Raw genomic sequence first — 22,239 nt, forward strand, 5'->3', positions numbered from 1 at the left:
ACCTCTTCGTCGGCTGGCGACTACAGCGGGATCTCGACGAGGATCTTTCCGTCCGCGCGGCCGGACTCGAGGGCCTCGTGGGCGGATGCCGTCTCCGCGAGAGGGAACGTGGCGGCGATCCGCACGTCGAGTTGTCCGGCCGCGAGCCAGGTGGTGAGGTCCCGGACCGCAGCGCGGCGGGCGGCGGGTGGGAGCAGGTAGCCCTGCACGAAATGTATGCGCAGGTCCTTGAAGGCGAGCGGATAGTAGGCGAGCGGCAGTTCCGGGCCGGAGGTTGACGAGTACGACGCGATCGTCCCGTTCTCCCGCAAGACCGCGACATCCGTCTCGAGGTTCGCGGCGAGGTCCACCTCGACGACGCGGTCCACGCCCTCCCCATCGGTGAGGTCGAGCACCCGGCCGACGACGTCCTCCCGCCGGTAGTCGATCGCGTGCCGCGCGCCGCCGCCCCGCGCGACCTCCGCCTTGGCGGCGCCGCTCACCGTGGTGATGACTTCGGCGCCGCCCAGCGTGGCGAGCTGCACCGCCAGGTGGCCGACGGCCCCGGCGCCGCCCTGCACGAGGATCCGCTTGCCGCCCACCGGCCCGTCCCCGTACACGGCGTAGTGCGCGGTGCAGCCCGGCACTCCGAGCCCCGCTCCGTCCGCGAAGGATGCGCCGTCCGGCAACGGCACGGCCTGCGCGGCCGGCACCGCCGCGTACTCCGCCGCCGTGCCGAACGGACGCCCGCCGCCCTGGGCGTTCCACAGCCAGACGCGCTCGCCGACGCGAGACCCGTCCACCCCCGCCCCCACCGCATCGATCGTCCCCGCCCCATCGGAGTGCGGTACGATGTGCGGGTGAGGCATCGACAGGCCGATCCAGCCGGCTCGCCGCTTGGTGTCCGATGGATTCACTCCCGAGGCGGCCAGCCGCACCCGGACCTCTCCGGCTCCGGGAACGGGCGCGTCCCGCCGCCCGAATTGGAGCACGTCCGGCGCGGGGCCGGTCCGCTCGTACCAGATCGCTTTCACGCGTCTCCTCCGGGTTGCATCCCCTCGCACGACGCGGGTGGTGCCGCCAATGGGGCGCGCGGCGCCCGTGCGTGCAACGCCCCATCCGTTCTCGAACCTTGTACATTCCCGGCTTCGCCGGCGTGGGGCTGCCGGGGAGACGCTCGTGAACGGAGGACTGCCGTGAAACTCGAGGGCGCCGTCGCACTCGTGACGGGGGGCGCGCGCCGGCTGGGCCGCGCGCTGTCGCTGGGCCTGGCCGAGGCGGGATGCGACATCTTCATCCACTACCGGAGCTCCGCCGGGGCGGCCGGCCGCACGGCGAGCGACGTGCGCGCCCTGGGGCGCCACGCGGCGACGGCCGCGGCGGACCTCTCGCACCCGGAGCAGGTCGACGACCTGTTCGAGGTGTTCGACACGGCGTTCGGGCGTCTCGACATCCTCGTGAACTCCGCCGCGAGCTTCGAGCGCACTCCCTTCGGCGAGGCGACGGTCGCCGAGTGGGACGCCGCACTGGCGCTCAACCTGCGCGCTCCATTCCTCATGACGCAGCGGGCCGCCGTCCGAATGCGCACCGCGACCGAGCGGCGAGGAACGCAGGGGGAACATCGAGCGCCCGGCGTCATAATCAACATGTCGGACATGTCGGCGCTTGCCGCCTGGGAGGGGTTCGCGCCGCACGGGGTCAGCAAGGCCGGACTCCTGCACCTGACGGCGCTGACGGCCCGCGAGTTGGGCCCGGAGGTGCGCGCGAACGCGATCGTGCCCGGTCCGATTCTTCCGCCTCCCGGGGAGACGGCGGAGGACCCGGCCTGGCGGGAGAAGGGCCGCAGGATCCCGCTCGGGCGGACGGGCGATCCGCGGTACGTGGCGCACGCGGCGCGGTTCCTGGCCGAGAACGACTATGTGACGGGAGCGACAATCCACGTGGACGGCGGCGAACATTTGCTGACGGGAGGGGCGCGCTGATGGCGTCGGATACGGTCCTCATCCGCGATCTCCTCATCCGGGGGATCATCGGGGTCAACGACTGGGAACGAGAGAAGAAACAGGACATCGTGATCAACCTGTCCCTATCGGTGGACGCCCGGGCCGCGGGCGAATCCGACGACGTCGCGGATGTGCTGAACTACCGGACGCTGACGAAGCGCATCATCGCGCACGTCGAAACCGCCGAGCCGTATCTCGTGGAAGCCCTCGCGCACCAGATCGCGCGGATCGCAATCGTCGACTTCGGCGCGGCGAAGGCGAAGGTCCGCGTGGAGAAGCCCGGCGCGTTGCGCTACGCGCGCTCCGTGGGGGTCGAGGTCGAACGGACGGCGGCGGACTACGCGTGAACGCCTCCCCCCGCGCCATCCTCCTCACGCTGGGCTCGAACATCGATCCCGAGCGGAACATCGTCGCGGCCCTCGAAGCGCTCGACGAACTGCTGGGCATCGAGGGAGCATCGCCCATCTACGAAGCGGACCCGGTCGGGAACCCGGGGATGCCCCGCTTCCTGAACGCGGCCGTGCGCATCACGACCGACCTCTCCCCGGGAGAACTGAAGTTCGAGGTCATCCGGCCGCTGGAGCGCCGCCTGGGACGTGTCCGGACCGCCGACCCCAACGCCCCCCGCACGATCGACATCGACATCGCCGCCGTGCAGGGTCTGGTCGTCGATCAGGACGAGCTGAAGCTGCCCGACCCGGAGATCCCGACGCGGGCGCATCTGGCGGTGCCCCTCGCGGATGTGGCGCCGGAGTTCCGGCATCCCCGCCTCGGACTCACCCTGGGTCAAATCGCGGCCCCTTTCCGCGACGAACCGGGGCTCGCGAGACGCGACGATGTCCGGTGGCCGTGAACCCCGCGCGACCGTACCTTCCGGCCCCATGATTCCGTCCACGGCGCCCCCGATCCGGGGGACCCGCCGAGCCCCGGTCCGGGGCAAGAACGTCGCCCACACCCTGCTTCTTCTGGGCATCGTCGCCGCACCCGCGGTGCACGCGCAGGCATCCCCTCCCGCCGGGGGGACCGGCAGCACCGCGACCACGACCATCGACACCATCGTCATCAGCCGGCAGGACGTCTTCCCGGAGGAAGCCGCCGCCGGAAACATCATCTACCGGCTCGGCAACGGATTGCACGGCACGACACAGCCCTGGGTCATCCGCCGTGAACTGCTCCTGGGGCCGGGGACGCCCTACGACTCGCTCCTGGCCGCCGAGAGCGAACGAAACCTCCGGCGCCTCGGCCTCTTTCGCCGGGTCCGGGTGGATTCGACGCGGGTCGACGGAAGACTCGCGCTGAACGTGAGAACGCGCGACGCGTGGAGCCTTCAGCCCCGCTTCACGGGGCGACTCGCAGCGGACGGCACGCTGACGGGCACCTTCGGGGTCACCGAGATCAACCTCGCGGGCAGCGGAAACGCCATGCGGGTGTGGTACGTCCGCGAAACCGACCGCGACGGAATGGACCTCCGGCTGACTTCGAATCGGCTGGCCTCCACCCGGCTCGCGGCCAACGCGACGTGGCTGAACCTGTCGGACCGCGATGTCCTCGCGTGGTACCTGTCGAGTCCTTTCCGCGCGCTCTCGGACCGCTCGGCGTTCTACTACGAGGGGCGGGACTTCCGTGGACGGATCCCGCAGTATGTGCGGCACAACCCCGACGACCTCCAGACGATCGAATGGCGGCGGCGAGCCCAGATCCACCGCCTGACCGGGGCGATCGCGCCGGTCGCGAATCCACGGGAGGTCTTCCGCATCGGGGCGACGCTCGAGGTCCGGCACGAAGAGCACCTCCGGATCGAACATCCCGGCGTCAACCTGGACAGCCTGGACGCCACGGTGCCGGACTCGGTGTACGGCCTCATCGGCGTGTATGCCGAGTGGCGACGCGCCCGCTTCGAGCGCGTGGAACGCTTCAACGGATTCTCGGAGGAAGACCAGGACCTCAGCGACCGCGTGTGGGTGTCCTTCAAGCTCGCGCACGAACGGCTGGGATACAGGTCGACGGGCATCGGAACGCGCCTCCTCCTGTCGTCCGGAAGGCGAGCGGGCCCGGCGATTCTCAAGGGTGCGCTTGACGGCGGCGGCCTCTTCAACTCGGCGGGCCTCGACTCCGGCTACGTCTTCGGCACGGGAACGGCGGCGGTTCGGGAGACGGAGCGGAATACGACGTTCCTGCAAGCGTCCGCGGGGATTCAGGAAAGGCCTCGCCCCGGCTCCGAGCACGACATCGGCTTCCAGGTATTGCCGCGACTCTGGGGTCCGCACGCCTTCGTCGGGACTCGCACGATGCGGGCCACGCTCGAACATCGCTCCTACCTGGTGGACAACTTCTACAACCTGTTCGGGCTCGGCGTGGGCGCGTTCGTCGACTATGGAGGCGCCTGGTATCCGGACCAGGATCGGAGGTTGGGCGGGAACGTCGGAATAACTGTGTTCGGAGGGTCCCCGCTCTCTTCTTTCGCGCAGGTAACGAACCTCAATATCGGCTACCGCTTCGGCGGCGGGATCGGCGACAGCGAAAGATCGAGGTGGGCCTTCAGCGCCGGTGGCGGCTTACGATTCTAGCAGCCCTTCCAGGGTGGAAGGGCGCCGCTAGGGTAGGAGAATGCCGCCGGCGATGAGGAGTTGCTGTCCTCCCTCGAGTTCGTACCTCGCCTCGACGAAGGGCGTGAACCCCTCGAGCGGAAACCGGAAGCCCGCAACGAGGTTCATCCCGAAGAGCCGCTCGTCAGGATCCGCCGCCCCGTCCGATGGGACCGATTGCCAGACCACGTTCAGCCCGCCGCCGACATAGGGGACGAGGTTCGTCACGTCGCGGAACGAGAGGTCCCCGAGGACGTTGAAGTTGAGTTCGTGGTAATCGTAATCGCCGCCGGGGTCGCCGAGACCCGAGTCCGGGAAGAAGTAGTCGAAGGAACCGGCCACCCGGATCCCGGGAGCGATCCAGGGCAGCGACATCTGCACGCGCGGGCCGATGCCGAAGTCGGCGTCGTCGCCGAAGGTGACCTGACCCCCGGCCTTGACCTCCTGCGCGGCGAGCGGTGCCCCGCACAGGACGACTCCGAACAGGACGACAAGCGATCCCGGTCCGCTTCGACGCATGTACCCCCCTCCGTCTCTCATTCCCGCCATCGGCCTCCGCCTCCTCCCCGCCATCGGTCCCGGTCTCCTCCCCGCCTTCGACAGGAGTGGGACGCCGCGAAGGGCCGGACGGTTGCACCCGGCCCGTCGATCCCGAACTTTCGTCCACCGACCCCCGTACGAGGACCCATGGAAAGACTCCGCATCCCCAACCTGGCGACGTACCTCCCGGTCGCGCCTTCCGACCTCCTTCTCGCCGCCCCCGTCGCGGCGCGGGTGCTCTTCGGTCTGAGCCCGGCCGGACGCGCGGTGCAGGCGGCCGCGCTCGGCGTGTACGCGGGCAGCGCGCTCATCGACTGGGCGGTTCGGGCGGACGCCCGCCGCGTGGACTTCGAGGCTGCGTTCGGTTTCGACCCGCTCTCCCCGCCAGCCGCGCCGGAGGAGGAGCGGCGACGCGATGTCGAAGGTCTCGTGGAGCGGCTGAACGCAAACTACGTGCCGATGGATACGCCGCGGAAGGAACTGGCGAAGCAGGTCGACCTGTGCCTCACTGACTTCCTCGCGGAACTCACCGGCCAGCGCCTGGAGACGAGTTCGCAGGTCCGGGAGTTCATGCTCGCGCAGATCGTCTTTCCCTTCGCGCTCGGGGCGGCCGACCCGCTGACGGGAGACGTCGCGATCTTCAGGAGCACGGGCATCTTCGAGCCCCATGTGATCGCGCACGAGTTCTGCCACCGCAAGGGATACCTGAAGGAGGTCGAGGCGCAGGTGCTCGGCTATCTCGCCCTCGTGCGTTCGGGTGAACCGGTCCTCGAGCAGTCGGCGCACGCCGAACGCCTGGACCGCCACCTCTGGGTGCTGGCGGAGCGGGACGCCGCCGCCTACAACGGCCTCCTCGACGACCTCGGACTCCGGGAGGAGTTGAAGGACGCGTTCGCCGTGCGCCACCCGGCGGAGGGTCCGGTGAGCGGCGTCGTGGGTCCGCTGATGAAGAACGCCTACGACGCCCGCATGAAGCTCACGGGGCAGAACGGCCTCTCCGACTACGACGAGGGCTTCACGAACTTCCTCCTCGCGATGGAGCAAACCGCCGCGTCGTGAACCTCCAGGATCCGGCACTCACGTTCGCCCTCGCCATCACGGCGGGCGTCGTGGCGCAGTCGCTGGCGCGGCACGCGCGCGTTCCCGGTATCCTCCTCCTGCTCGCGACCGGCATCCTCCTCGGACCCGAGTTCGCGAATATCGTGCGGCCCGACACGCTGGGCGATGGCCTCAATCCCATCGTCGGGCTGGCGGTCGCGGTGATCCTCTTCGAGGGCGCGCTGCAACTCAACCTCGACCGGCTGCGGCGCGAGGCGCTGACGATCCGCCGGCTGATCACGCTCGGCGCTCTGGTCACGATCGCCGGGGCCGCCGTCACCGCCATGCTTGCGCTAGGCTGGAGCCTCCGCATCGCGCTGCTGTTCGGGGCACTCGTCTCGGTCACGGGCCCGACCGTGATCAACCCGCTCACGCGCCGGATCCGTCTCCGAAGCAACCTGCGGACGATCCTCGAGGCGGAAGGCGTGCTCATCGATCCGGTCGGCGCGATCCTCGCGGTCGTCGCGTTCGAACTGGCGCTCGCGTCGACGGCGGGGGACGTGGGGGCCGGCTTCCTCGGCCTCGTCACGCGCCTGGGCCTCGGCTCCGTCATCGGCGTGGCGGGAGGGTTCATCATCGGCGGACTGCTGAGGATGCGGCGCGCGATCCCCTCCGATCTCCGGAACATCTTCACGCTCGCATGCGTCCTCGCGCTCTACCAGGGTTCGCACGCCATCCTGCCCGAGAGCGGGATCATGACCGTCGCCATCGCCGGCCTCGTCGTCGGCAACATGGGACCCCGGCACGCGCGCGAACTGGTCGAGTTCAAGGAGCAACTCACCTTTCTGCTCGTCGGGCTCCTCTTCGTCCTCCTGTCGGCGGCGGTGGATCTCGCCGACGTGCGGGCGCTCGGGGCGGGCGGAATCGTCACGGTGATCGTTCTCGTTGCCGTCATCCGCCCCCTCTGCGTTCTCCTCTGTACCCGGGGCGCGGGCCTGAGCCGCAACGAGCAGGCGTTTCTCGCCTGGCTGGCCCCGCGCGGGATCGTCGCCTTCGCCGTCTCGTCGCTGTTCGCGGCGGAACTCGCGCACAGCGGGATGGAGGTGGAAGGCAACCAGTTGAGGGCGATGGTCTTCCTCGTCATCGCCGTCACCGTCGTCGTCCTCGGCGGCACGGGCGGGCTCGTGGCGCGCCTGCTGGGCGTACGCAAACCGTCCAACCACGGGTTCGCCATCGTGGGGGCGAACCCCATCGGACGCGCGCTCGCCCGCACCCTGCGCGCCGCCCGCGGCGGCGATGCCCCCATCGTTCTCATCGACACGAACCCGACGGAGGCGGGGGCGGCGGAGAGCGACGGCTTCCGCGTCGTGCTCGGCAACGCGAACGATTCGCGCGCGCTTCTCAAGGCCGGGGTCGAATCGCGGCACGCCCTCGTCGCCCTCACGCCGAACGAAGGCGTGAACCTGCTCATCGCCAAGCGGGTCGAGGAGAGCTGCCCGGGCGTGAGCCGCCTCGTGGCCATCGATCCGCTCACGCCGGGCGTCGAACCCGAGCAGGTCGACGAGAGCGGCGCTTCCGTGCTGTTCGGGCTCGGGCTCGACCACGAGCGCTGGGCGCACGAGTTCCGGCGAGACCGCGTGGAGATCGAACCTCTCATCTTCGAGGGCCTCGCCGGGCGGCGCATCTCCCAGATCGAGACGCTGGCCGACCGCCGGTTCCCCGCCCTCGCCCTCGTGCATCGCCGCGGCAGACGTGAGCAGCCGGTGTCGAGCGGCACGATGCTGAAGCCCGGCGACGTGGTCTGGTTCGGCTGGCTGCGCGGACAGGCGGAACTCGCGGAATCGCGGCTCGCGCGGGCCGGCTTCCGGCGCCCGGACATTGAACGTCCGGAGGGCGGCGGGGAGACGGCCGAAGAAGACGCCCCCGACGCCGGTGGCACGCTTCCGGGCGAGGGGCCAGATTCGGAGCGATGAAAATCCATACCGCCCGCCGTACGCACGGCTTCACGGAATCCGTGATCCGGATGATGACCCGTCTCTCGAACGAACACGGGGCCATCAACCTGTCGCAGGGTTTTCCCGACTTCGAGTCGCCCGACACGTTGAAGATCGGCGCGGCGCGCGCGATCTACGACGACGTGAACCAGTACGCGATCACGTGGGGCGCAAAGCGGTACCGCGACGCGCTCGCCGCGCGCTATCTCGACTGGTACGGGCTCGACGTCGACCCGGAGGCGCACCTCACCATCACGTGCGGGGCGACCGAAGCGATGATGGCGGTGCTCCTGGCGGTCGTGGACCCGGGAGAGGAAGTCATCGTCTTCGAGCCCTTCTACGAGAACTACGGGCCGGACACCACGCTCTGCGACGCAACCCCCGTGTTCGTGCCGCTGACCCCGGAGTGGCGCATCGACTTCGACCGCCTGCGGGCGGCGTTCAGCGACCGGACGCGCGCGATCATCGTTAACACGCCGAACAACCCCACGGGCCGCGTGTTCACCCGCGACGAACTCGAGAAGATCGCGATCCTGTGCCAGGAGTTCGACGCCTACGCGATCACCGACGAGGTGTACGAGCACATCCTCTACGATGGGGCGCGGCACATTCCGATGGCGACGCTCCCCGGCATGCGGGACCGCACGATCACGATCAGCGCCGCCTCGAAGACGTTCGCGGTCACGGGCTGGCGGATGGGGACGGTCGTGGCGCACCCGGAGTTGTCGGACGCCATCCGCAAGGTCCACGACTTCCTCACCGTGGGGGCCGCCGCGCCCCTCCAGGAAGGCGTGGCCACCGGCCTCGAGATGCTTCCGCCCTCCTATTATGAAGGGCTCGCGGACGTGTACGGCGCGAAACGGGACCTCTTCTATCCCGCGCTCGTCGAGGCCGGGTTCCAGTGCCGCAAGCCGGAGGGCGCGTACTACGTCCTCGCCGACTTCTCGGACCTCTCGGATCTTCCCGACGACGAATTCGCGTTCTGGCTCACGCGCACCGTCGGCGTGGCCCCCGTCCCCGGATCCAGCTTCTTCCACAACCCGGAAGATGGGCGCAAGCTCGTGCGGTTCGCCTTCTGCAAGACGGAGGCGCTGCTCGAACAGGCCGCCGAGCGGCTCGTGACGGTCAGGGCCCGGGTGTGAAGCTCCCCTCGGTCGAACGGCTCGCCGCGGCGGCGTGGGTGACGGCGCGGCGGTTCCCCGTCGTCCTGACCTGCGCCGTCGTCGCCGCCATCGCCGCGATGCGGGCGATCAACGCGGAAACGGCGCTCGAACTTCGCCTCGTCGCCACCGCCGCTCTCGGCCTCCCGCTGATCACCGGGCTCACCCTGCTGGCGGAGCGCTGGAAGTTCGCCTGGCCGCGGCACTGGGCGCTGCGCGGACTCGGCGTGGCGGTGCTCGCCCTCTACTACTGGCAGTGGCCGAACTGGGGCGAGAACATCGCCGGCCTGCGCCATTTTCACCTGACCGCGACCCTGCATCTGCTCGTCGCCTTCATCGCCTACGTCGGCGTCCGCGAGCCCAACGGCTTCTGGCACTTCAACCGCACGCTCTTCTTCCGGTTCGGCCTCGGGGCGATCTACACCGGCGTCCTCTTCGCCGGACTCTCGATCGCCATGTTCGGCATCGAGAACCTGTTCAACGTCGACATCGCCGATGAGAACTACGGCCGGCTCTTCTTCTTCCTCGGCTTCGTCTTCCAGACGTGGTTCGTGCTCGCGGGCGTGCCGGACGATTTCGAGCAACTGGAACGCCGCGACGACTATCCGGCGGGCCTGCGCGTCTTCGCCCAGTACGTGCTCCTCCCGCTCGTCGCCGTCTACCTGATCATCCTCACCGCCTACCTCGGGCGCGTGGTGATCACGACGACCTGGCCCAGCGGCTGGATCGGCCTCCTCGTGTCCGCCCTCGCCGCCTTCGGCATCCTGTCGCTCCTCCTCGTGCATCCCCGCCGCGGGCGGGAAGGCCACGCGTGGATCGACACGTACGCCCGCATCTTCTGGATTCTCATCATCCCCTCCATCGTGATGCTCCTGCTCGCCATCGGGCAGCGCATCGAACAGTACGGGATCACCGAGCGCCGGTATCTCCTGCTCCTCCTCGGCGTCTGGCTTGCGGGAGCCGCCGTCTTCTACACGGTGACGCGGTCGCGCGAGATCAAGGGGATTCCGCTGACGCTGGCCGTCATCGGCGCCGTCACCTTCGTCGGCCCCTGGTCCGCTTACGCCGTGGCCGAACGGAGCCAGGTGGGCCGGCTCGAGGATCTACTTTCGACGCACGGCGTGCTGGCCGATGGCCGCGTCTCGCCGGCCGCCGTCGAGATCCCGCCCGAGAACTGGCAGCAGATCAACGATGTCCTCCTCTACCTGATTTCGTGGCACGGGACCTCGGCCATCGACGAGTGGTTCGAGGGCGGCGTGGCGACGGTGGATACGGTCGGCGACGGAATGGCGGCCTCGTCGAGGGTTGCGGAGGCCGGACGGCGGGCGACGGCCATCGCGGACCACTTCGGGCTCGCGCCCTCCGAGGGGCTGCTCGCGGATCCCTTCGGGTTCGTCGACATCTCGGCGCCGGGGGGGCGGAACGAGGCGGTCGAGGTGTCCGGCTTCGACCGGGCCGTGTTCGAGCGGAACCTCCTCGGGGGGCGCTACCCGTTCGAGGGCGACTCCCTCACCTTCGAGGCCGCCGCGGACAGCCTCGGAACGACGATCCGGCTCGGCGGCGCCGCACTGGCCACGGTGTCCTTCGCCGAACTCATCGCGCGCGCCGGGCGCTCCGGGACCACGACGGCGCCCGGAAGGGTGCAACTGCCGCCGGACTCCCTGCGGCTCGACATCTCCGGGGCGGAGGTGACGGCTCGCGTCCAGGTCACGCTGCTCCGGCTCTTCGACGGCGACGGAGGGCTGCGGCCGACGCGCGTGACCGGCACGCTGCTCCTCGGGCCCGCCGAGGACTCCCCGCCGTAGCAGGCCGTGCCACGGACTGCTGGCAGGCCGTGCCGTGGACAACCTTTCGGCTCGGGACCCGGTCGTATGGGTTGGAACCTGAGCCCGCGCGTGAGCGTACGTTAGAAGATCGCGGACACTCGAACCTCCCCCTGGAGCCGACGTGATGTTCATTCGAAGAGTCGCCGCCGCCTTCACCCTCTGGGCCCTCGCGATCTGCGTCTGGGCCGCCCTTTCCCACCTCACGAGCGTGCCCGGACCGGCGAAGGCGAGTACGGCGACTCTGGAGGGGATCGCGAACCTCGTCGAACGGGCCGATCCGCCGGGCTCGCTTCGCACCCCCCAATTCGCCGCCGAGCAATTGCGCCGCACCGCGCACACGGCCGGGCGGATCAACGGAGGCGTCGAGCGCGCCATCGGGGCGTGGCTGGACCGCCTCGGGCACGACGACGCCCACGTTCGAAACCACCGGGTCGGCTCCGCCGTGCTGGTCGCCGAACCGACTCCGCGGGTGGCCGTCAGCGACGATGGCCGCATCACGATCCGGATGGACGTGACATCCAATGTGGCAGGCGCACGGATCGCTCATGTCGAGGGACTCGGTGCGCTGCGCCTCGCCGCGCGAGCCCCGTCGCCGGCGAGCCAAGGGGGACTGTGGATCGACCAGACCGTGAAGGCCCCGGCCGGGTCGTCCGCGGGGGATGTCAGGCTGCGCGCCGCGCGACACGGGGAGACGTTCTCCCTCAAGGCCGCGGAGGTGGGATCCGCGCTGAACGAGGCGGAAGTCCAGTTGGAAGTCGATGCCAACCTCGACCGAAAGAAGATCAAGGAGCGGATCGAGAAGCTCCTCGATCTGCTGGAGGATCTGCAGAAGTTCGAGGGCGGCCGCTAACGCCCGGAGCCGGGACAACGGCACCGGAACCCATGACGCGCCCGCCAACATCCCGGCCGCGGGGCGGACGGGCCGCGGCGGCCGCGATGCTGGCGGCGGCCTCGCTCGCAAGCGTCGTCCCCGCCGTGTGCGCGCAGGCGATGCATGCGGGCCACGGCGTAGCGCCCGAAGGTGGCCGGCCGACCGCGTCGACGGCGAGCATCCGGGTCGTGGATGACCCGGAACGCAAGGAACTCGCGGTCATCCTGGGGCCCATCGACCTCCCCGCCGGCTCATCCCATCACATGGCCCAGTTGCCCGTGCAGGAAGGCGTCATCCCCTTCGACCTGACCATCCGCGGCTATCGCACGCACATCATCGACGGCGACGGCGAGCCGGTCCCGCGCGTTGTGCTGCATCACATGAACCTGCTCGACCCGGGGCGGCGGGAGCTGTTCCTGCCGATCATGCTGCGGGTCCTGGCGGCGAGCCACGAGACCAGGCCGGTGAGCTTTCCCGGATGGCTGTTCGGCATTCCGATGGAGGGCGGGTCGAGATTCCTCGCGCTCACGATGCTGCACAATCCAAGCGACGTGGACTACCAGGGCGTCACGGTCCACCTGACGCTCGAGTACGAGCGCCTCGCCCGCCTGCCCATCTACCCGGTGGCGCCGTTTCATCTCGACGCGATGTACCCCGAGGTCTCCGCGACGAAAGCATGGGACCTTCCGCCCGGCCATTCGGTCAAGACGTGGGATGCGAGTCCGGCGATCCGCGGGCTCATCGTCGGTCTCGGCGGGCATCTGCACGCGCACGCCTCCCGGCTCCGGTTCGAGAACCTGTCGACGGGCGAGGTGCTGTACGACATCCGGCCCCGGCTCGACGAGCATGGACACGTCGTGGACATCCCGGCGCTCACGCACCGGGGGCGCGGCGTGGGCGCGCTCGTCGTCCCGGAGCACCGCTACCGGATCACCGTCGAGTACCGAAACCCGTTCGATGCGGTGATCGAGGACGGCGGCATGGGTTCCGTCGCCGGCGCCTTCATCCCGCTCGAGGCCTGGCCCGCCGCCGATCCCCGGGAGGCGTTATTCGCCGCCGACTACGACTGGGTCCTCCGCAGTCAGGTCGAACACGGGGCCGTCAGCTCCCCCGGCTGTACTCCGTGCGACCGCCGATGATCGTGTAGTCCACCACGGTCTCCAGGATCTCGTCCGCGGGAATCGTGAGGATGTCGCGGGACAGGACCGTGATGTCCGCCAGCTTCCCGACTTCGAGCGTCCCCTTGAGGTCTTCCTCGAACGCGGCGTACGCGTTGGCCCAGGTGTAGGAGCGCAGCGCCTCCTCGCGTGTCATCGCCTGCCCCTCGAAGAAGGTCTCGCCCCCCTCGATCACGCGCGTGACCGTGCAGTGGAAGCTCGCCAGGGGGTCCGCGTCCTCGACCGGGACATCCGTGCCGTTCGTCACGATGACTCCGGCCCGCATGAAGTCCCGCCACACATAGGCGCCCGAGCGCGCCCGGCCCGGCCCGAGCCGGAGGATGATCCAGGGACCGTCGGAGCAGGCGTGGACGCCCTGCATGGAGGCGATGACCCCGAGTTCGGCGAAGCGCGGAATATCCGCCGGATTCACATGCTGCGCGTGCTCGATCCTCCAGCGCAGGTCGCTCATCTCCGCGTGGTCGGCGAATGTGCGCCCGTACAGGTCGAGCACCTCGCGGTTCGCACGGTCGCCGATCGCATGCGTATTGACCTGATAGCCCCGCTCGATCGCGAGCCGCGCGATGCGTTCGATCTCCTCAGGCGGCGTCGTCGGAAGGCCGATGGAGGATGGCATGTCCGCATAGGGCTCGAGCAGCCAGGCGCCGTGCGACCCGAGCGCCCCATCCGCGACCTGCTTGATCGACCGCACGGTGAGCCGGTCGCCCCCGTATCCCACCATGTAATAGTCGTCCAGCCGCCCCTCGAGCGTCTCCATCCCGCCCTGCAGCATCACGTAGAGCCGCACCGGCAGCGCGCCCTCGTCGGCGAGCGTCCTGAGCAGGTCCACCGTCCCGAATCCGGAACCCGCGTCCTGGAAGCTCGTGACGCCCTTCCGCAGCAGTTCCTCGTTCGCGAGCCGTACCTGTTCGCGGGCCCGCTCGTCGCGCTCGGCCTCGGAGCGGTTCGCCTCCTCCTCGGCGAACGCCGCCCGCGCCAGACGCTGCGCCGTCTCCCTCAGGACGCCGGTGGGCCGTCCCGTCGCGTCGTGCACGATCTCGCCGCCCGGAGGGTTGGGCGTGTCGGCGTCGATTCCGGCCAACTCGAGCGCTCTCTCGTTCACGAAGGAGGCGTGCCCGCTCGCATGCGTCAGAATGACCGGATTGGCGGGGCTCACCGCGCTGAGGCCGTCGTGGACCGGCTGCCCCTCGACCATCGGATCCGGCGGCTCGCTCCACTTCTCCTGGTGCCATCCGCGGCCGCTGATCCAGGCGCCCGGCTCCGCGCTCGAGGCCGCCTCGCCCACCAGGCTGACGATGTCGTCCCAGGTGTCGGCGGTCGTCAGGTCGAGAATCATGCGCGCGTTCCCCAGACCCATGAAATGACCGTGGCCTTCGATGAACCCCGGGATCGCGAGCCGGCCCCCGAGATCGATGACCTCGGTGCTCTCCCCGATCCATCCGGAGACCTCGTCGTCCGCCCCGAGCGCGACGATCCTCCCCTCCCTCGACGCGAGGGCGCTGACCACCTCCCCTCCCTCGCCCGCCAGGGTCGCGATCTTCCCATTCGTGAGGACGAGTTCAGCCGCCCCCGCCGGCGGATCCCCGGCCGCCGCACCGCCCGTTGCCGCCGAGTCCCCGGCGTCGGTCGCGCAGGCCGCGAGGGCCAGAAGAAGAAACGATTGCACGAAAACGGACGGAACTTCGCGATGTCGAATCATGGTATCCCTCGTGTACTGCACTGGCCTCGCCTGGAGCGGTGCGGCTCATCATAGCGGCGCGCTAACGACGGCGCACAGGCCGCGGCCGGGAGCCGTCCTCCCAGCTACCCCGCCCGAGCCCGCGCGGGTACGTTCCACGGGAGTCCGCCGGGCGCCCGGGCGCTCCCCGGAACTTCCGCAAACGAGGTGAGAGCAGGCCAACGCTATGGGGGGAAGACGCACCGCTCGAAGATGGGGAGCCAGCCTCGCGCTGGGCCTCGCCTGCGCCCTTCCGGCTGAGGCCGGAGCCCAGATCGGGATCCTCGCGGGCTACAATCGCGACACGCTCGCGGAGTTTCTGCCGGAGAACGGATTCGATCTCACGGAGTTCACCGATGGGTATCACGTCGGGGTGTTCCTGAACGTGAATCTCGCGACCTTCTCCGTCCGTCCGGCCCTGATCTACCATCGCATGCCGGAACTCGTCGCGATGGCCGGGGACGAACGGGTCCGGTTCGACATCGACCTGCTGGAAATCCCGCTGGACTTCCGCATCCGGCTCCCCCTGCCGGCCGTTCAGCCCTACGTGCTGGGCGGGCCCGTCCTGACGTTCCCGTCCAGCACGTTTTCGGGCGTGGACGACCTCCTCGCGGCACGTCCCGTTCGCGCGGAGTTCGGCGTCGGCCTCGAACTCGACGTCGGTTTCCGGCTCTGGCCCGAGGTGCGGTACGGCTTCGGGCTCGGTGCGCTGATGGAGTCCGATGTCGCCGTCGGGTCGCAGGTGCTTCGGGGCGATGGAGAGCCGCGGCACGACGCCCTGACTCTCCGGCTCGGCATCAGCTTCTAGCGGCAAGGCGCGGCCAGCTTCGTGCCGCGGTCCGCCCGGCGCGGCGGCCGGGGGGACTCGCGCCACTTGACCCTTGGACCGCACCTTCGCCATTATGACTCCGAATACCGAATAAACACCGAAATATGTCGCACGGGAGACGATGCTCGGGGTTTCGGAGCCGCGACGCTCGATCCGGGGACGCGGAAGCGCGCACAACCCGGCGAACCGCTTCCTCCCTCTCGCGGTCGAGCGGGAGGCCTGGACACTCGCGTCCGATCCGGACCCGCGGACGGAGATTCTGGAGGACCGCTCCCGCTCGATCATCTCCTACAACAACAGTCCCGACCTCGGTTTCGACGCCAGCCTGAACCCGTACCGCGGCTGCGAGACGGGGTGTTCGTACTGCTATGCGCGACCCACGCACGAGTACTTCGGGCTCTCCGCGGGACTCGACTTCGAGAGCCGGATTCTGGCCAAGCCGGAGGCCCCGGCGCTGCTCAGGCGGGAACTGGCCTCGCCCCGCTGGAAGCCGCAGGTGCTCGTGCTCAGCGGAGTCACGGACCCGTATCAGCCCGTGGAGCGCCGCCTCGGGATCACCCGCCGCTGCCTCGAGGTGCTGGCCGAAGCCCGGAACCCGGTGGGCATCGTGACCAAGCACCACCGGGTGACGCGGAACATCGACCTCCTGCGCGAACTCGCGCGCTACAACGCGGTGCGGGTCCAACTCTCCATCACGACGCTGGATCGCTCGCTGCAGCGAAAGCTCGAACCGCGGGCCTCGACCCCCGAGCGGCGGCTCGACGCGATCGCGCGGCTGGCGGATGCGGGCATCCCGGTGGGCGTGAACGTCGCGCCGGTGATTCCCGGACTCACGGACCATGAGATCCCGGCCATCCTGGAGGCGGCGGCGAAGGCGGGGGCGGGGCGGGCGATCTACATCATGCTTCGCCTGCCGTTCGGGGTCGCGGCCCTGTTCGAGGATTGGCTGCGACGCAACTGCCCGGACCGGGCGGGGAAGGTGCTCAACCGCATGCGCGAGTTGAGGGGCGGGAGCCTCTATGCGTCGACCTTCGGGGAGCGGATGCGCGGGCGCGGCCCGTTCGCCGAACAGGTCGCGCGGCTCTTCTCACTCGCGCGTGCGAAGCACGGGATCGAGCCGCGCGACTACGACCTCTCGGCGGAGCACTTCCGGCCGCCGCGGGCCGGGCCCCAACTGGGCCTGTTCGACGAGTCCGGCGGCGAACCGCGCTAGCTGCCGAGGTCGTCCAGGCCGCGCCGCCACCTGAACGGACGCTCGTCCTCCAACTCGACGGTGAGCGTCCGCTCCACGCCGTCGCGGACGATGCGGAGCGACACCTCCCCCGGCTCCAGGTCCACGAGCGCCCGGCGCAGGTCGTTGGGGTCGTCGACCTCCTCGTCGCCGAGTCCGACAATCACGTCTCCCGCCCGCAGACCGCCCTCCTCCGCCGGCGTGTCCTCAAACACCGAGGTGACGAGGACGCCGCCTTCCACGCCGAAGTACTCCGCGAGCTGATCGCCCAGGCGCTGCGTGTTCGCGCCGAGCCGCAGCCCCGACGACAGGTAGACGACGCGACTCAACCCCTCCGCCACGCCTTCCTGCGCCTCCCGGACCCGTACCTCCAGTTCGCGCGCTCGCTCGGCGAGCTCCGCGGCGCGCACCCGCTCCCGCGAAGCGTCCACTACGCGGCTCGACAGGTCGATCTGCGGGGACATGAACGTCAAACCGCGGCCGCCCGAGAAGACGCCCATGCGCTCCCCAAGTTCGACGGATACGTCGCGCTCCGCTCCGTCGCGCAGCACCGTCAGATCCACGACGCGTCCGGGCGGGGTCTCGCTCAGCAGCCGCCGGAGTTCCGCCACGCTCTCGACGCGCTCGCCATACCAGGCCACGACCACGTCGCCCTCCTCGACGCCGGCTTCCCACGCCGGCTCACCGTCCATGACCCCGTCGATATAGACGCCGTACGGGCGAGACATCCCGAGTTCCGAGGCGCGCTCCCCGTCGACATCCAGGATCTGCACCCCGAGGTATGCCCCACCCCCGGAAAAGGCGATCCGGACCTGTTCGCGCCGATCGTCCTCATCCTCCTCCTGGGCCGCGGCCGGGGCCAAACCCGAGGACAACCCGGCAACCAGCGCCAACGCAAGCCCGACGGCGAGCGAATCTCTCCAGTTCTTCATGTATCCTCCCTCGGGACCGTTCCCCCAGGTTGTGAATCACGGCCTTCGTGTCGGCCTTCTTTTCCTGAGGGGTCGGACACTCCGGAGAGGGCCGCCGGTTGCCCGACTCCGGCGACCCGTGGCGAGACCCGGCTGCGGGGGCGCCGCTAGCGGTCCGGGGCGAAGAAGAGGGGGATGCCTCCCTCGGTCGGCGCGATGACCATGTTGTTGCTCCCCTCGCCGATCCGTCCGAGCATCTCCAGGTAGCGCCAGTACAGGTAGCGCTGGCCCGAGATGCCGGCGAGGCTCTCCGCGATGATGTCCTGCGCATCCCGGATCCCCTCGGCCTCCGCGCGCTGCTGGTTCGCCTGCTCGACCACGACCTGGGTCTGGTACTCCTCGGACTGCACCTGCTGCTCGCGCGACAGCTTGGCTTCGATCGCCTCGCGGATCGTCTCCGGCGGCACGACCTCGCGCACGAAGAAATCGGTGATCTCGAGCCCGCGCGGGTTGAGGCGGTCCGTCATCAGCGCCTCGATGCGGCCGGAGATGCCCGTCCGGTTGGTGGAGAGGATGTCCGAAGCCTCGATCTCCGCGATCGCGTCGCGGATGGCGGAGCGATACGTGTTGTAGACGAACGAGGCGACGGCGTTCTCGTTCCCCACCGTGAGATAGAGATGGACGGCGCTGTCCGGGTTGATGCGGTAGCGGTAGGCCGCGTCGACCGCGATCTGGAGCTGGTCCGACGTGAGGGCGTCCAGGCGCTCAGCCTGTCCGCCCGCCGGGTACTGGACCTCGCGCAGCGGATAGTTCGTCCACGAGCGCAGGACGTTGTGGTACAACCCCTGCGTGTAGGGGCGGGGCGCCACGGCGCCGGTCACCGGGTTCCGCTTGACCGCCACCTCGTACTCGTCGACGCGGTTGAAGCCGAACACGAACAGGATGAGCACGAAGAGAACCCCGGCGACGGCGGCCACCGTGCCGATGCGGAGCGATTTCACTGATTGAGCCATTCTCGTCCTCCCAAAACCGAGACAGTGCCCGCGGGCGCAGGGCCGCGCGGACGGTGTTTGTTTGCGTTCACTACAAGATAAGCCCGCGCTCGCGCCCTTCCCACCTCGCGGCGCGACCGCACGGTCTGCTACACCCCGCGCGGGAGCATCATTCGTGAGCTCCGGGCAGCCTTGACTCGGTATGACGGCGTTTATATAGTAGGTATATCGTTCTTGATATAGCGTGCCCCGGACGGTGCCATGAGCCTCGATCACATCCTTCTCGGCCTGCTGCGGGAGCCCGCGAGCGGGTACGACCTGAAGGCCGCCTTCAATGAGACGGTCGCGCACTTCTGGTCGGCCGAACTCAGCCAGATCTACCCCACCCTCAAGCGGCTCGAAGAGCGCGGGCTGCTCCGAAGCCGACTCGAACCCTCCCCGAGGGGACCGGACCGCCGCGTCTACGCGTTGACCGGGGAGGGGCGGGCGGAACTGCGCCGCTGGGTGCGCGGCGGGCCGGTAGTCGGGGCGGAACGGTTCGCCTACCTCGCCCAGCTCTACTTCATGAGCGCGGTCGACGACCTCCGCGAGACGCGTGCCTTCATGGTGGACCTGCGCGACCACCTGGCGGACCGGCTCGCGGAACTGCGCGCGATCGAACGGAGGATCTTCGCGGCTCACGGCGACCGGCCGGAGCGCTACAGCGACGACGGGTTCCACCGCTTCGCGACGCTGCGCATGGGGATCGATTCCATCGGGGCGAAGGTGAACTGGTGCGACCTGACGCTGGCGGCCATCGACCGGCGCCTCGCCTGCCCGCCGGAAGCCGCACCATGAACCCGCTGCTCGACGCGCTCCTCCGGATACACGTGGCGGCGGGCTTCGTCGGCCTCGTGGCGTTCTGGGTTCCGGTGTTCGCCCGCAAGGGCGGCCGGGCGCACGTGCGGGCGGGGCTCGTCTACACCTGGTGCGCCTACGTGGTGACGCTGTCGGCAGTCGTCCTGGCGGCGGGACGGTTCGCGTACCAGCTGAGTCAGGGTATCGGCGTGGCGGAACGGCCCGACCTCTACGGCCTCCCGCTCTTTCTCGGCTACCTCGGCGTGACGACGTTCGCGGCGGTGCGCCAGGCGATACGGGCGGTGGCCACACGACGGGCGCCGGAAACGCTGCGAACGCCGTTCCACGAAGTCCTCGCGTGGGCGTCCATCGCGGGGAGCGTCGCCGTCATCGCGTTCGCGCTGGGGCTGTGGTCCAGCGTCTCGCCGATCCTGCTGGGGCTGAGTCCGATCGGCCTCCTCACGGGGTCGCGCATGCTGCGACTCATGAGGAAGCCCGGCCAGGAGCCCATGGGCTGGTTCTACAGCCACATGGCGTCGATGCTAGCGGGCGGCATCGCGTTCCACACCGCCTTCGCCGTCTTCGGCGCGCCGCGCCTGTGGGACTACGCGATCGAAGGGCCGTTCGCGCTTGTCCCGTGGCTGCTCCCGACCGCAATCGGCGTCCCGGCCATCGTCATCTGGACCCGAAAGTACCGGCGGAAGTTCAACCGCGGGGCGCGCACGCGGCGCCCGGCTTCCGGCCAGGCCGTGACCCGGCGCTAGTTCCCGCGGGCGCCGCCGTCGAAGGCGCGGCTGTCGGAGGCGCCCCAGCGGAGTCCCGTGTCCCAGTCGATGTAGATCCCCATCGCCTGCCCCTGCCCGCCGCGGGTCCGCGTCACGTGTCCCATGCCTTCGTAGAGACGCTTGGTATCGGGCGAGAAGCCCCACTCCTCGAACGAGGTCACGTCGGGCAGCCACTGGTGGTGGATGCGGGGCGACTCGATGGCCCGGCCGAACTGCGATCCGGTCATCCCGTGGTCGATGACGTTGAGCACCACCTGCAGGGTGGTGTTGATGATCGTCCGCCCCCCCGGACTCCCGATCGCGAGCACCGGCCGGCCGTCGCGCGCGACGATCGTCGGCGTCATGCTGGACAGGGGCTGCTTCTCCGGCGCCACGAGATTGGGCGGCGTCCCGATCGTGCCGAGTGAATTCGTGCGGCCGGGGACCGCGTTGAAGTCGCCCAGTTCGTTGTTGAGCAGGAAACCCGCGCCGGGGACGACGACGCTGGACCCGTAGCCGAACTCGAGCGTGTACGTGACCGAGACCGCGTTCCCCTCGGAATCCACCACGGAGTAGTGCGTCGTCTCCTCGCTCGCCTGCAGGAAGGCCCCGTTGAAGGCCGCCGAATCGCTCTTCGAGGCCTTCTCCATGTCGATGCTCGCCCGGAGGCTGCCGGCGTATTCCTTGGAGGTCAGACGCTCGATCGGCATGTCGGGATTGAACTTCGGATCCCCGAGATGGAGCGCCCGGTCCGCGTACGAGCGCCGCATCGATTCGGTGAGCAGGTGCAGGTAGAGCGCCGAATTGTGTCCGATCTCCGCGAGATCGTACCCCTCGAGGATGTTGAGCATCTCCACGAGCCCCGTTCCGCCCGAACTCGGCGGCGGCATCGAGTAGACGTCGTAGCCCCGGTACGTGCCGTGGATCGGGGTCAACTCGTCCGCCTCGTAACGCGCCAGATCCTCTTCCGTGATCAGCCCGCCGTGCTCGGCCATGAAATCGGCCAGCAGCTTCGCCGTCTCCCCGCGGTAGAAGCCGTCGTGCCCGTCGGCCTGGATGCGGCGCAGCGTCTCGGCGAGGTCCGGCTGCCGGAAGGTCTCCCCCGGCTCGTACATGCGGACGCCGTCCTTGAGGAAGGCCGCGCGCGTCGCGTCATAGAGCGGCCCCGCCCGGCCGGGCAGGGAGCGGAGCCAGTTCTGCATCGCCCACGTGGAGGGCATGCCGTCCTCGGCCAGCCGGATCGCCGGCTCGAGGAGATCCGCCCAGGGCAGGCGGCCGAGGCGCTGGTGCGCCTTCCACATCCCGGCCACGGTGCCCGGCACGCCGACGGCGAGCAGGCCGATGTGGTTCGAGTTGTCCCGGACTTCGCCGTCCGGGCCCAGGTACATGCGCTCCGTCGCCGCGAGCGCCGCCTTCTCGCGGAAATTGAACGTCGTCACTTCCCCGTCCGCCCCGTGGTATACGAGGAACCCGCCGCCACCCACATTGCCGGCCGAGGGCAGGGTCACCGCGAGGGCGAAGGCCGTGGCGACGGCGGCGTCGACCGCGTTGCCGCCCTTGTCGAGGATCTCCTGGCCCGCTTCCGAGCCGAGGTAGTGGCTGCTCACGACCATGCCTCCCCGCGACGGCGCCGCCATGCGGCCCGACTGGGCGGCGAGCGGCGCGAGGACAACCATGCTGGCGGACACGCACACGGCGAGGGTGCGGGCGGCGAACGCGAACGCTTGCTTCCGGGGCATTAGCGCATGCTTCCTGGGCATCGAAGGGCCTCCTCGAGGGTTTCG

Annotated in this window: 20 protein-coding genes; 14 read left to right on the forward strand and 6 right to left on the reverse strand. The window is 69.6% G+C overall.

What is annotated here, in order from left to right; translation table 11 throughout:
- Window positions 1-20: 20 nt before the first annotated feature.
- Complete coding sequence (locus RN743_RS04330; RefSeq protein ID WP_310776615.1) at window positions 21-1,013, reverse strand: NADPH:quinone reductase; 993 nt, start codon at window positions 1,011-1,013, stop codon at window positions 21-23.
- Between the two features lie 162 nt (window positions 1,014-1,175).
- Between RN743_RS04330 and RN743_RS04335 the strand changes: the two genes are divergently transcribed.
- Genes RN743_RS04335 through RN743_RS04350 form a run of 4 tightly spaced genes read left to right on the forward strand, consistent with a single transcriptional unit; the run spans window position 1,176 to window position 4,549 of the window.
- On the forward strand, window positions 1,176-1,961 hold the full coding sequence (locus tag RN743_RS04335) for an SDR family oxidoreductase (protein ID WP_310776617.1): 786 nt from the start codon (window positions 1,176-1,178) through the stop codon (window positions 1,959-1,961).
- Window positions 1,961-2,329, forward strand: a complete 369-nt coding sequence (gene folB, locus RN743_RS04340) for a dihydroneopterin aldolase (protein WP_310776619.1) — start codon at window positions 1,961-1,963, stop codon at window positions 2,327-2,329. Before RN743_RS04335 ends, folB begins: the two co-directional genes overlap by 1 nt.
- Entirely contained in the window at window positions 2,326-2,835 is a 510-nt protein-coding gene (gene folK, locus RN743_RS04345) for a 2-amino-4-hydroxy-6-hydroxymethyldihydropteridine diphosphokinase (RefSeq protein ID WP_310776622.1), read from the forward strand. The genes folB and folK overlap by 4 nt, the downstream gene beginning before the upstream one ends.
- A 28-nt stretch (window positions 2,836-2,863) precedes the next feature.
- A complete protein-coding gene (locus RN743_RS04350) occupies window positions 2,864-4,549 on the forward strand; it encodes a hypothetical protein (protein ID WP_310776625.1) in 1,686 nt (561 codons plus the stop codon).
- A 27-nt stretch (window positions 4,550-4,576) separates the two neighbouring features.
- Here the strand turns inward: RN743_RS04350 and RN743_RS04355 are convergent, their stop codons facing one another.
- Complete coding sequence (locus RN743_RS04355; RefSeq protein ID WP_310776627.1) at window positions 4,577-5,086, reverse strand: hypothetical protein; 510 nt, start codon at window positions 5,084-5,086, stop codon at window positions 4,577-4,579.
- 168 nt (window positions 5,087-5,254) lie between these two features.
- On the opposite strand from RN743_RS04355, the gene RN743_RS04360 reads away from it, so the two are divergent.
- From RN743_RS04360 to RN743_RS04385, 6 genes are all read left to right on the forward strand, one after another.
- Entirely contained in the window at window positions 5,255-6,166 is a 912-nt protein-coding gene (locus RN743_RS04360) for a DUF3810 family protein (RefSeq protein WP_310776630.1), read from the forward strand.
- Complete coding sequence (locus RN743_RS04365; protein ID WP_310776632.1) at window positions 6,163-8,118, forward strand: cation:proton antiporter; 1,956 nt, start codon at window positions 6,163-6,165, stop codon at window positions 8,116-8,118. The genes RN743_RS04360 and RN743_RS04365 overlap by 4 nt, the downstream gene beginning before the upstream one ends.
- Entirely contained in the window at window positions 8,115-9,281 is a 1,167-nt protein-coding gene (locus tag RN743_RS04370) for an aminotransferase class I/II-fold pyridoxal phosphate-dependent enzyme (RefSeq protein WP_310776635.1), read from the forward strand. The genes RN743_RS04365 and RN743_RS04370 overlap by 4 nt, the downstream gene beginning before the upstream one ends.
- Complete coding sequence (locus tag RN743_RS04375; RefSeq protein ID WP_310776638.1) at window positions 9,278-11,104, forward strand: DUF4153 domain-containing protein; 1,827 nt, start codon at window positions 9,278-9,280, stop codon at window positions 11,102-11,104. The genes RN743_RS04370 and RN743_RS04375 overlap by 4 nt, the downstream gene beginning before the upstream one ends.
- 145 nt (window positions 11,105-11,249) lie before the next feature.
- Window positions 11,250-11,975 carry a hypothetical protein gene (locus tag RN743_RS04380; RefSeq protein WP_310776640.1) on the forward strand — a complete coding sequence of 242 codons (726 nt, stop codon included), beginning with the start codon at window positions 11,250-11,252 and terminating at the stop codon, window positions 11,973-11,975.
- 32 nt (window positions 11,976-12,007) lie between these two features.
- Window positions 12,008-13,135: a hypothetical protein gene (locus tag RN743_RS04385; RefSeq protein WP_310776643.1), complete on the forward strand. Its 1,128-nt coding sequence runs from the start codon at window positions 12,008-12,010 to the stop codon at window positions 13,133-13,135.
- Here the strand turns inward: RN743_RS04385 and RN743_RS04390 are convergent.
- Window positions 13,098-14,873: an amidohydrolase gene (locus RN743_RS04390; protein WP_310776645.1), complete on the reverse strand. Its 1,776-nt coding sequence runs from the start codon at window positions 14,871-14,873 to the stop codon at window positions 13,098-13,100. The two genes, RN743_RS04385 and RN743_RS04390, sit on opposite strands and share 38 nt — an antisense overlap.
- Window positions 14,874-15,078: 205 nt before the next feature.
- Here RN743_RS04390 and RN743_RS04395 point away from each other — a divergent pair, with 205 nt between their 5' ends.
- A complete protein-coding gene (locus RN743_RS04395) occupies window positions 15,079-15,699 on the forward strand; it encodes a hypothetical protein (RefSeq protein WP_310776647.1) in 621 nt (206 codons plus the stop codon).
- A 142-nt stretch (window positions 15,700-15,841) separates the two neighbouring features.
- The gene (locus tag RN743_RS04400) at window positions 15,842-16,933 is read left to right on the forward strand and encodes a PA0069 family radical SAM protein (RefSeq protein WP_310776649.1); all 1,092 of its coding nucleotides are present in this window, start codon (window positions 15,842-15,844) and stop codon (window positions 16,931-16,933) included.
- On the opposite strand, the gene RN743_RS04405 is transcribed toward RN743_RS04400, so the two are convergent.
- Together RN743_RS04405 and RN743_RS04410 are read right to left on the reverse strand one after the other, a co-directional pair.
- Window positions 16,930-17,883, reverse strand: a complete 954-nt coding sequence (locus RN743_RS04405) for a PDZ domain-containing protein (protein WP_310776651.1) — start codon at window positions 17,881-17,883, stop codon at window positions 16,930-16,932. The two genes, RN743_RS04400 and RN743_RS04405, sit on opposite strands and share 4 nt — an antisense overlap.
- A gap of 146 nt (window positions 17,884-18,029) precedes the next feature.
- A complete protein-coding gene (locus RN743_RS04410) occupies window positions 18,030-18,875 on the reverse strand; it encodes a prohibitin family protein (protein WP_310776653.1) in 846 nt (281 codons plus the stop codon).
- Window positions 18,876-19,115: 240 nt separating this feature from the next.
- Between RN743_RS04410 and RN743_RS04415 the strand changes: the two genes are divergently transcribed.
- Window positions 19,116-19,691, forward strand: a complete 576-nt coding sequence (locus tag RN743_RS04415; protein WP_310776655.1) for a PadR family transcriptional regulator — start codon at window positions 19,116-19,118, stop codon at window positions 19,689-19,691.
- On the forward strand, window positions 19,688-20,455 hold the full coding sequence (locus tag RN743_RS04420; RefSeq protein ID WP_310776660.1) for a hypothetical protein: 768 nt from the start codon (window positions 19,688-19,690) through the stop codon (window positions 20,453-20,455). The genes RN743_RS04415 and RN743_RS04420 overlap by 4 nt, the downstream gene beginning before the upstream one ends.
- On the opposite strand, the gene ggt is transcribed toward RN743_RS04420, so the two are convergent.
- Window positions 20,452-22,215 carry a gamma-glutamyltransferase gene (ggt, locus tag RN743_RS04425; protein ID WP_310776663.1) on the reverse strand — a complete coding sequence of 588 codons (1,764 nt, stop codon included), beginning with the start codon at window positions 22,213-22,215 and terminating at the stop codon, window positions 20,452-20,454. The genes RN743_RS04420 and ggt overlap by 4 nt on opposite strands.
- Between the last annotated feature and the right edge of the window lie 24 nt (window positions 22,216-22,239).

This window comes from Candidatus Palauibacter scopulicola (genome assembly GCF_947581915.1).
Classification (GTDB): domain Bacteria; phylum Gemmatimonadota; class Gemmatimonadetes; order Palauibacterales; family Palauibacteraceae; genus Palauibacter; species Palauibacter scopulicola.

Coding starts and splice junctions, on each gene's coding strand:
- folB (WP_310776619.1), top strand. CDS start 1,961: ATGGCGTCGGATACGGTCCTCATCCGCGATCTCCTCATCCGGGGGATC.
- RN743_RS04350 (WP_310776625.1), top strand. CDS start 2,864: ATGATTCCGTCCACGGCGCCCCCGATCCGGGGGACCCGCCGAGCCCCG.
- RN743_RS04355 (WP_310776627.1), bottom strand. CDS start 5,086: ATGCGTCGAAGCGGACCGGGATCGCTTGTCGTCCTGTTCGGAGTCGTC.
- RN743_RS04360 (WP_310776630.1), top strand. CDS start 5,255: ATGGAAAGACTCCGCATCCCCAACCTGGCGACGTACCTCCCGGTCGCG.
- RN743_RS04370 (WP_310776635.1), top strand. CDS start 8,115: ATGAAAATCCATACCGCCCGCCGTACGCACGGCTTCACGGAATCCGTG.
- RN743_RS04380 (WP_310776640.1), top strand. CDS start 11,250: ATGTTCATTCGAAGAGTCGCCGCCGCCTTCACCCTCTGGGCCCTCGCG.
- RN743_RS04385 (WP_310776643.1), top strand. CDS start 12,008: ATGACGCGCCCGCCAACATCCCGGCCGCGGGGCGGACGGGCCGCGGCG.
- RN743_RS04390 (WP_310776645.1), bottom strand. CDS start 14,873: ATGATTCGACATCGCGAAGTTCCGTCCGTTTTCGTGCAATCGTTTCTT.
- RN743_RS04395 (WP_310776647.1), top strand. CDS start 15,079: ATGGGGGGAAGACGCACCGCTCGAAGATGGGGAGCCAGCCTCGCGCTG.
- RN743_RS04400 (WP_310776649.1), top strand. CDS start 15,842: ATGCTCGGGGTTTCGGAGCCGCGACGCTCGATCCGGGGACGCGGAAGC.
- RN743_RS04405 (WP_310776651.1), bottom strand. CDS start 17,883: ATGAAGAACTGGAGAGATTCGCTCGCCGTCGGGCTTGCGTTGGCGCTG.
- RN743_RS04410 (WP_310776653.1), bottom strand. CDS start 18,875: ATGGCTCAATCAGTGAAATCGCTCCGCATCGGCACGGTGGCCGCCGTC.
- RN743_RS04415 (WP_310776655.1), top strand. CDS start 19,116: ATGAGCCTCGATCACATCCTTCTCGGCCTGCTGCGGGAGCCCGCGAGC.
- RN743_RS04420 (WP_310776660.1), top strand. CDS start 19,688: ATGAACCCGCTGCTCGACGCGCTCCTCCGGATACACGTGGCGGCGGGC.
- ggt (WP_310776663.1), bottom strand. CDS start 22,215: ATGCCCAGGAAGCATGCGCTAATGCCCCGGAAGCAAGCGTTCGCGTTC.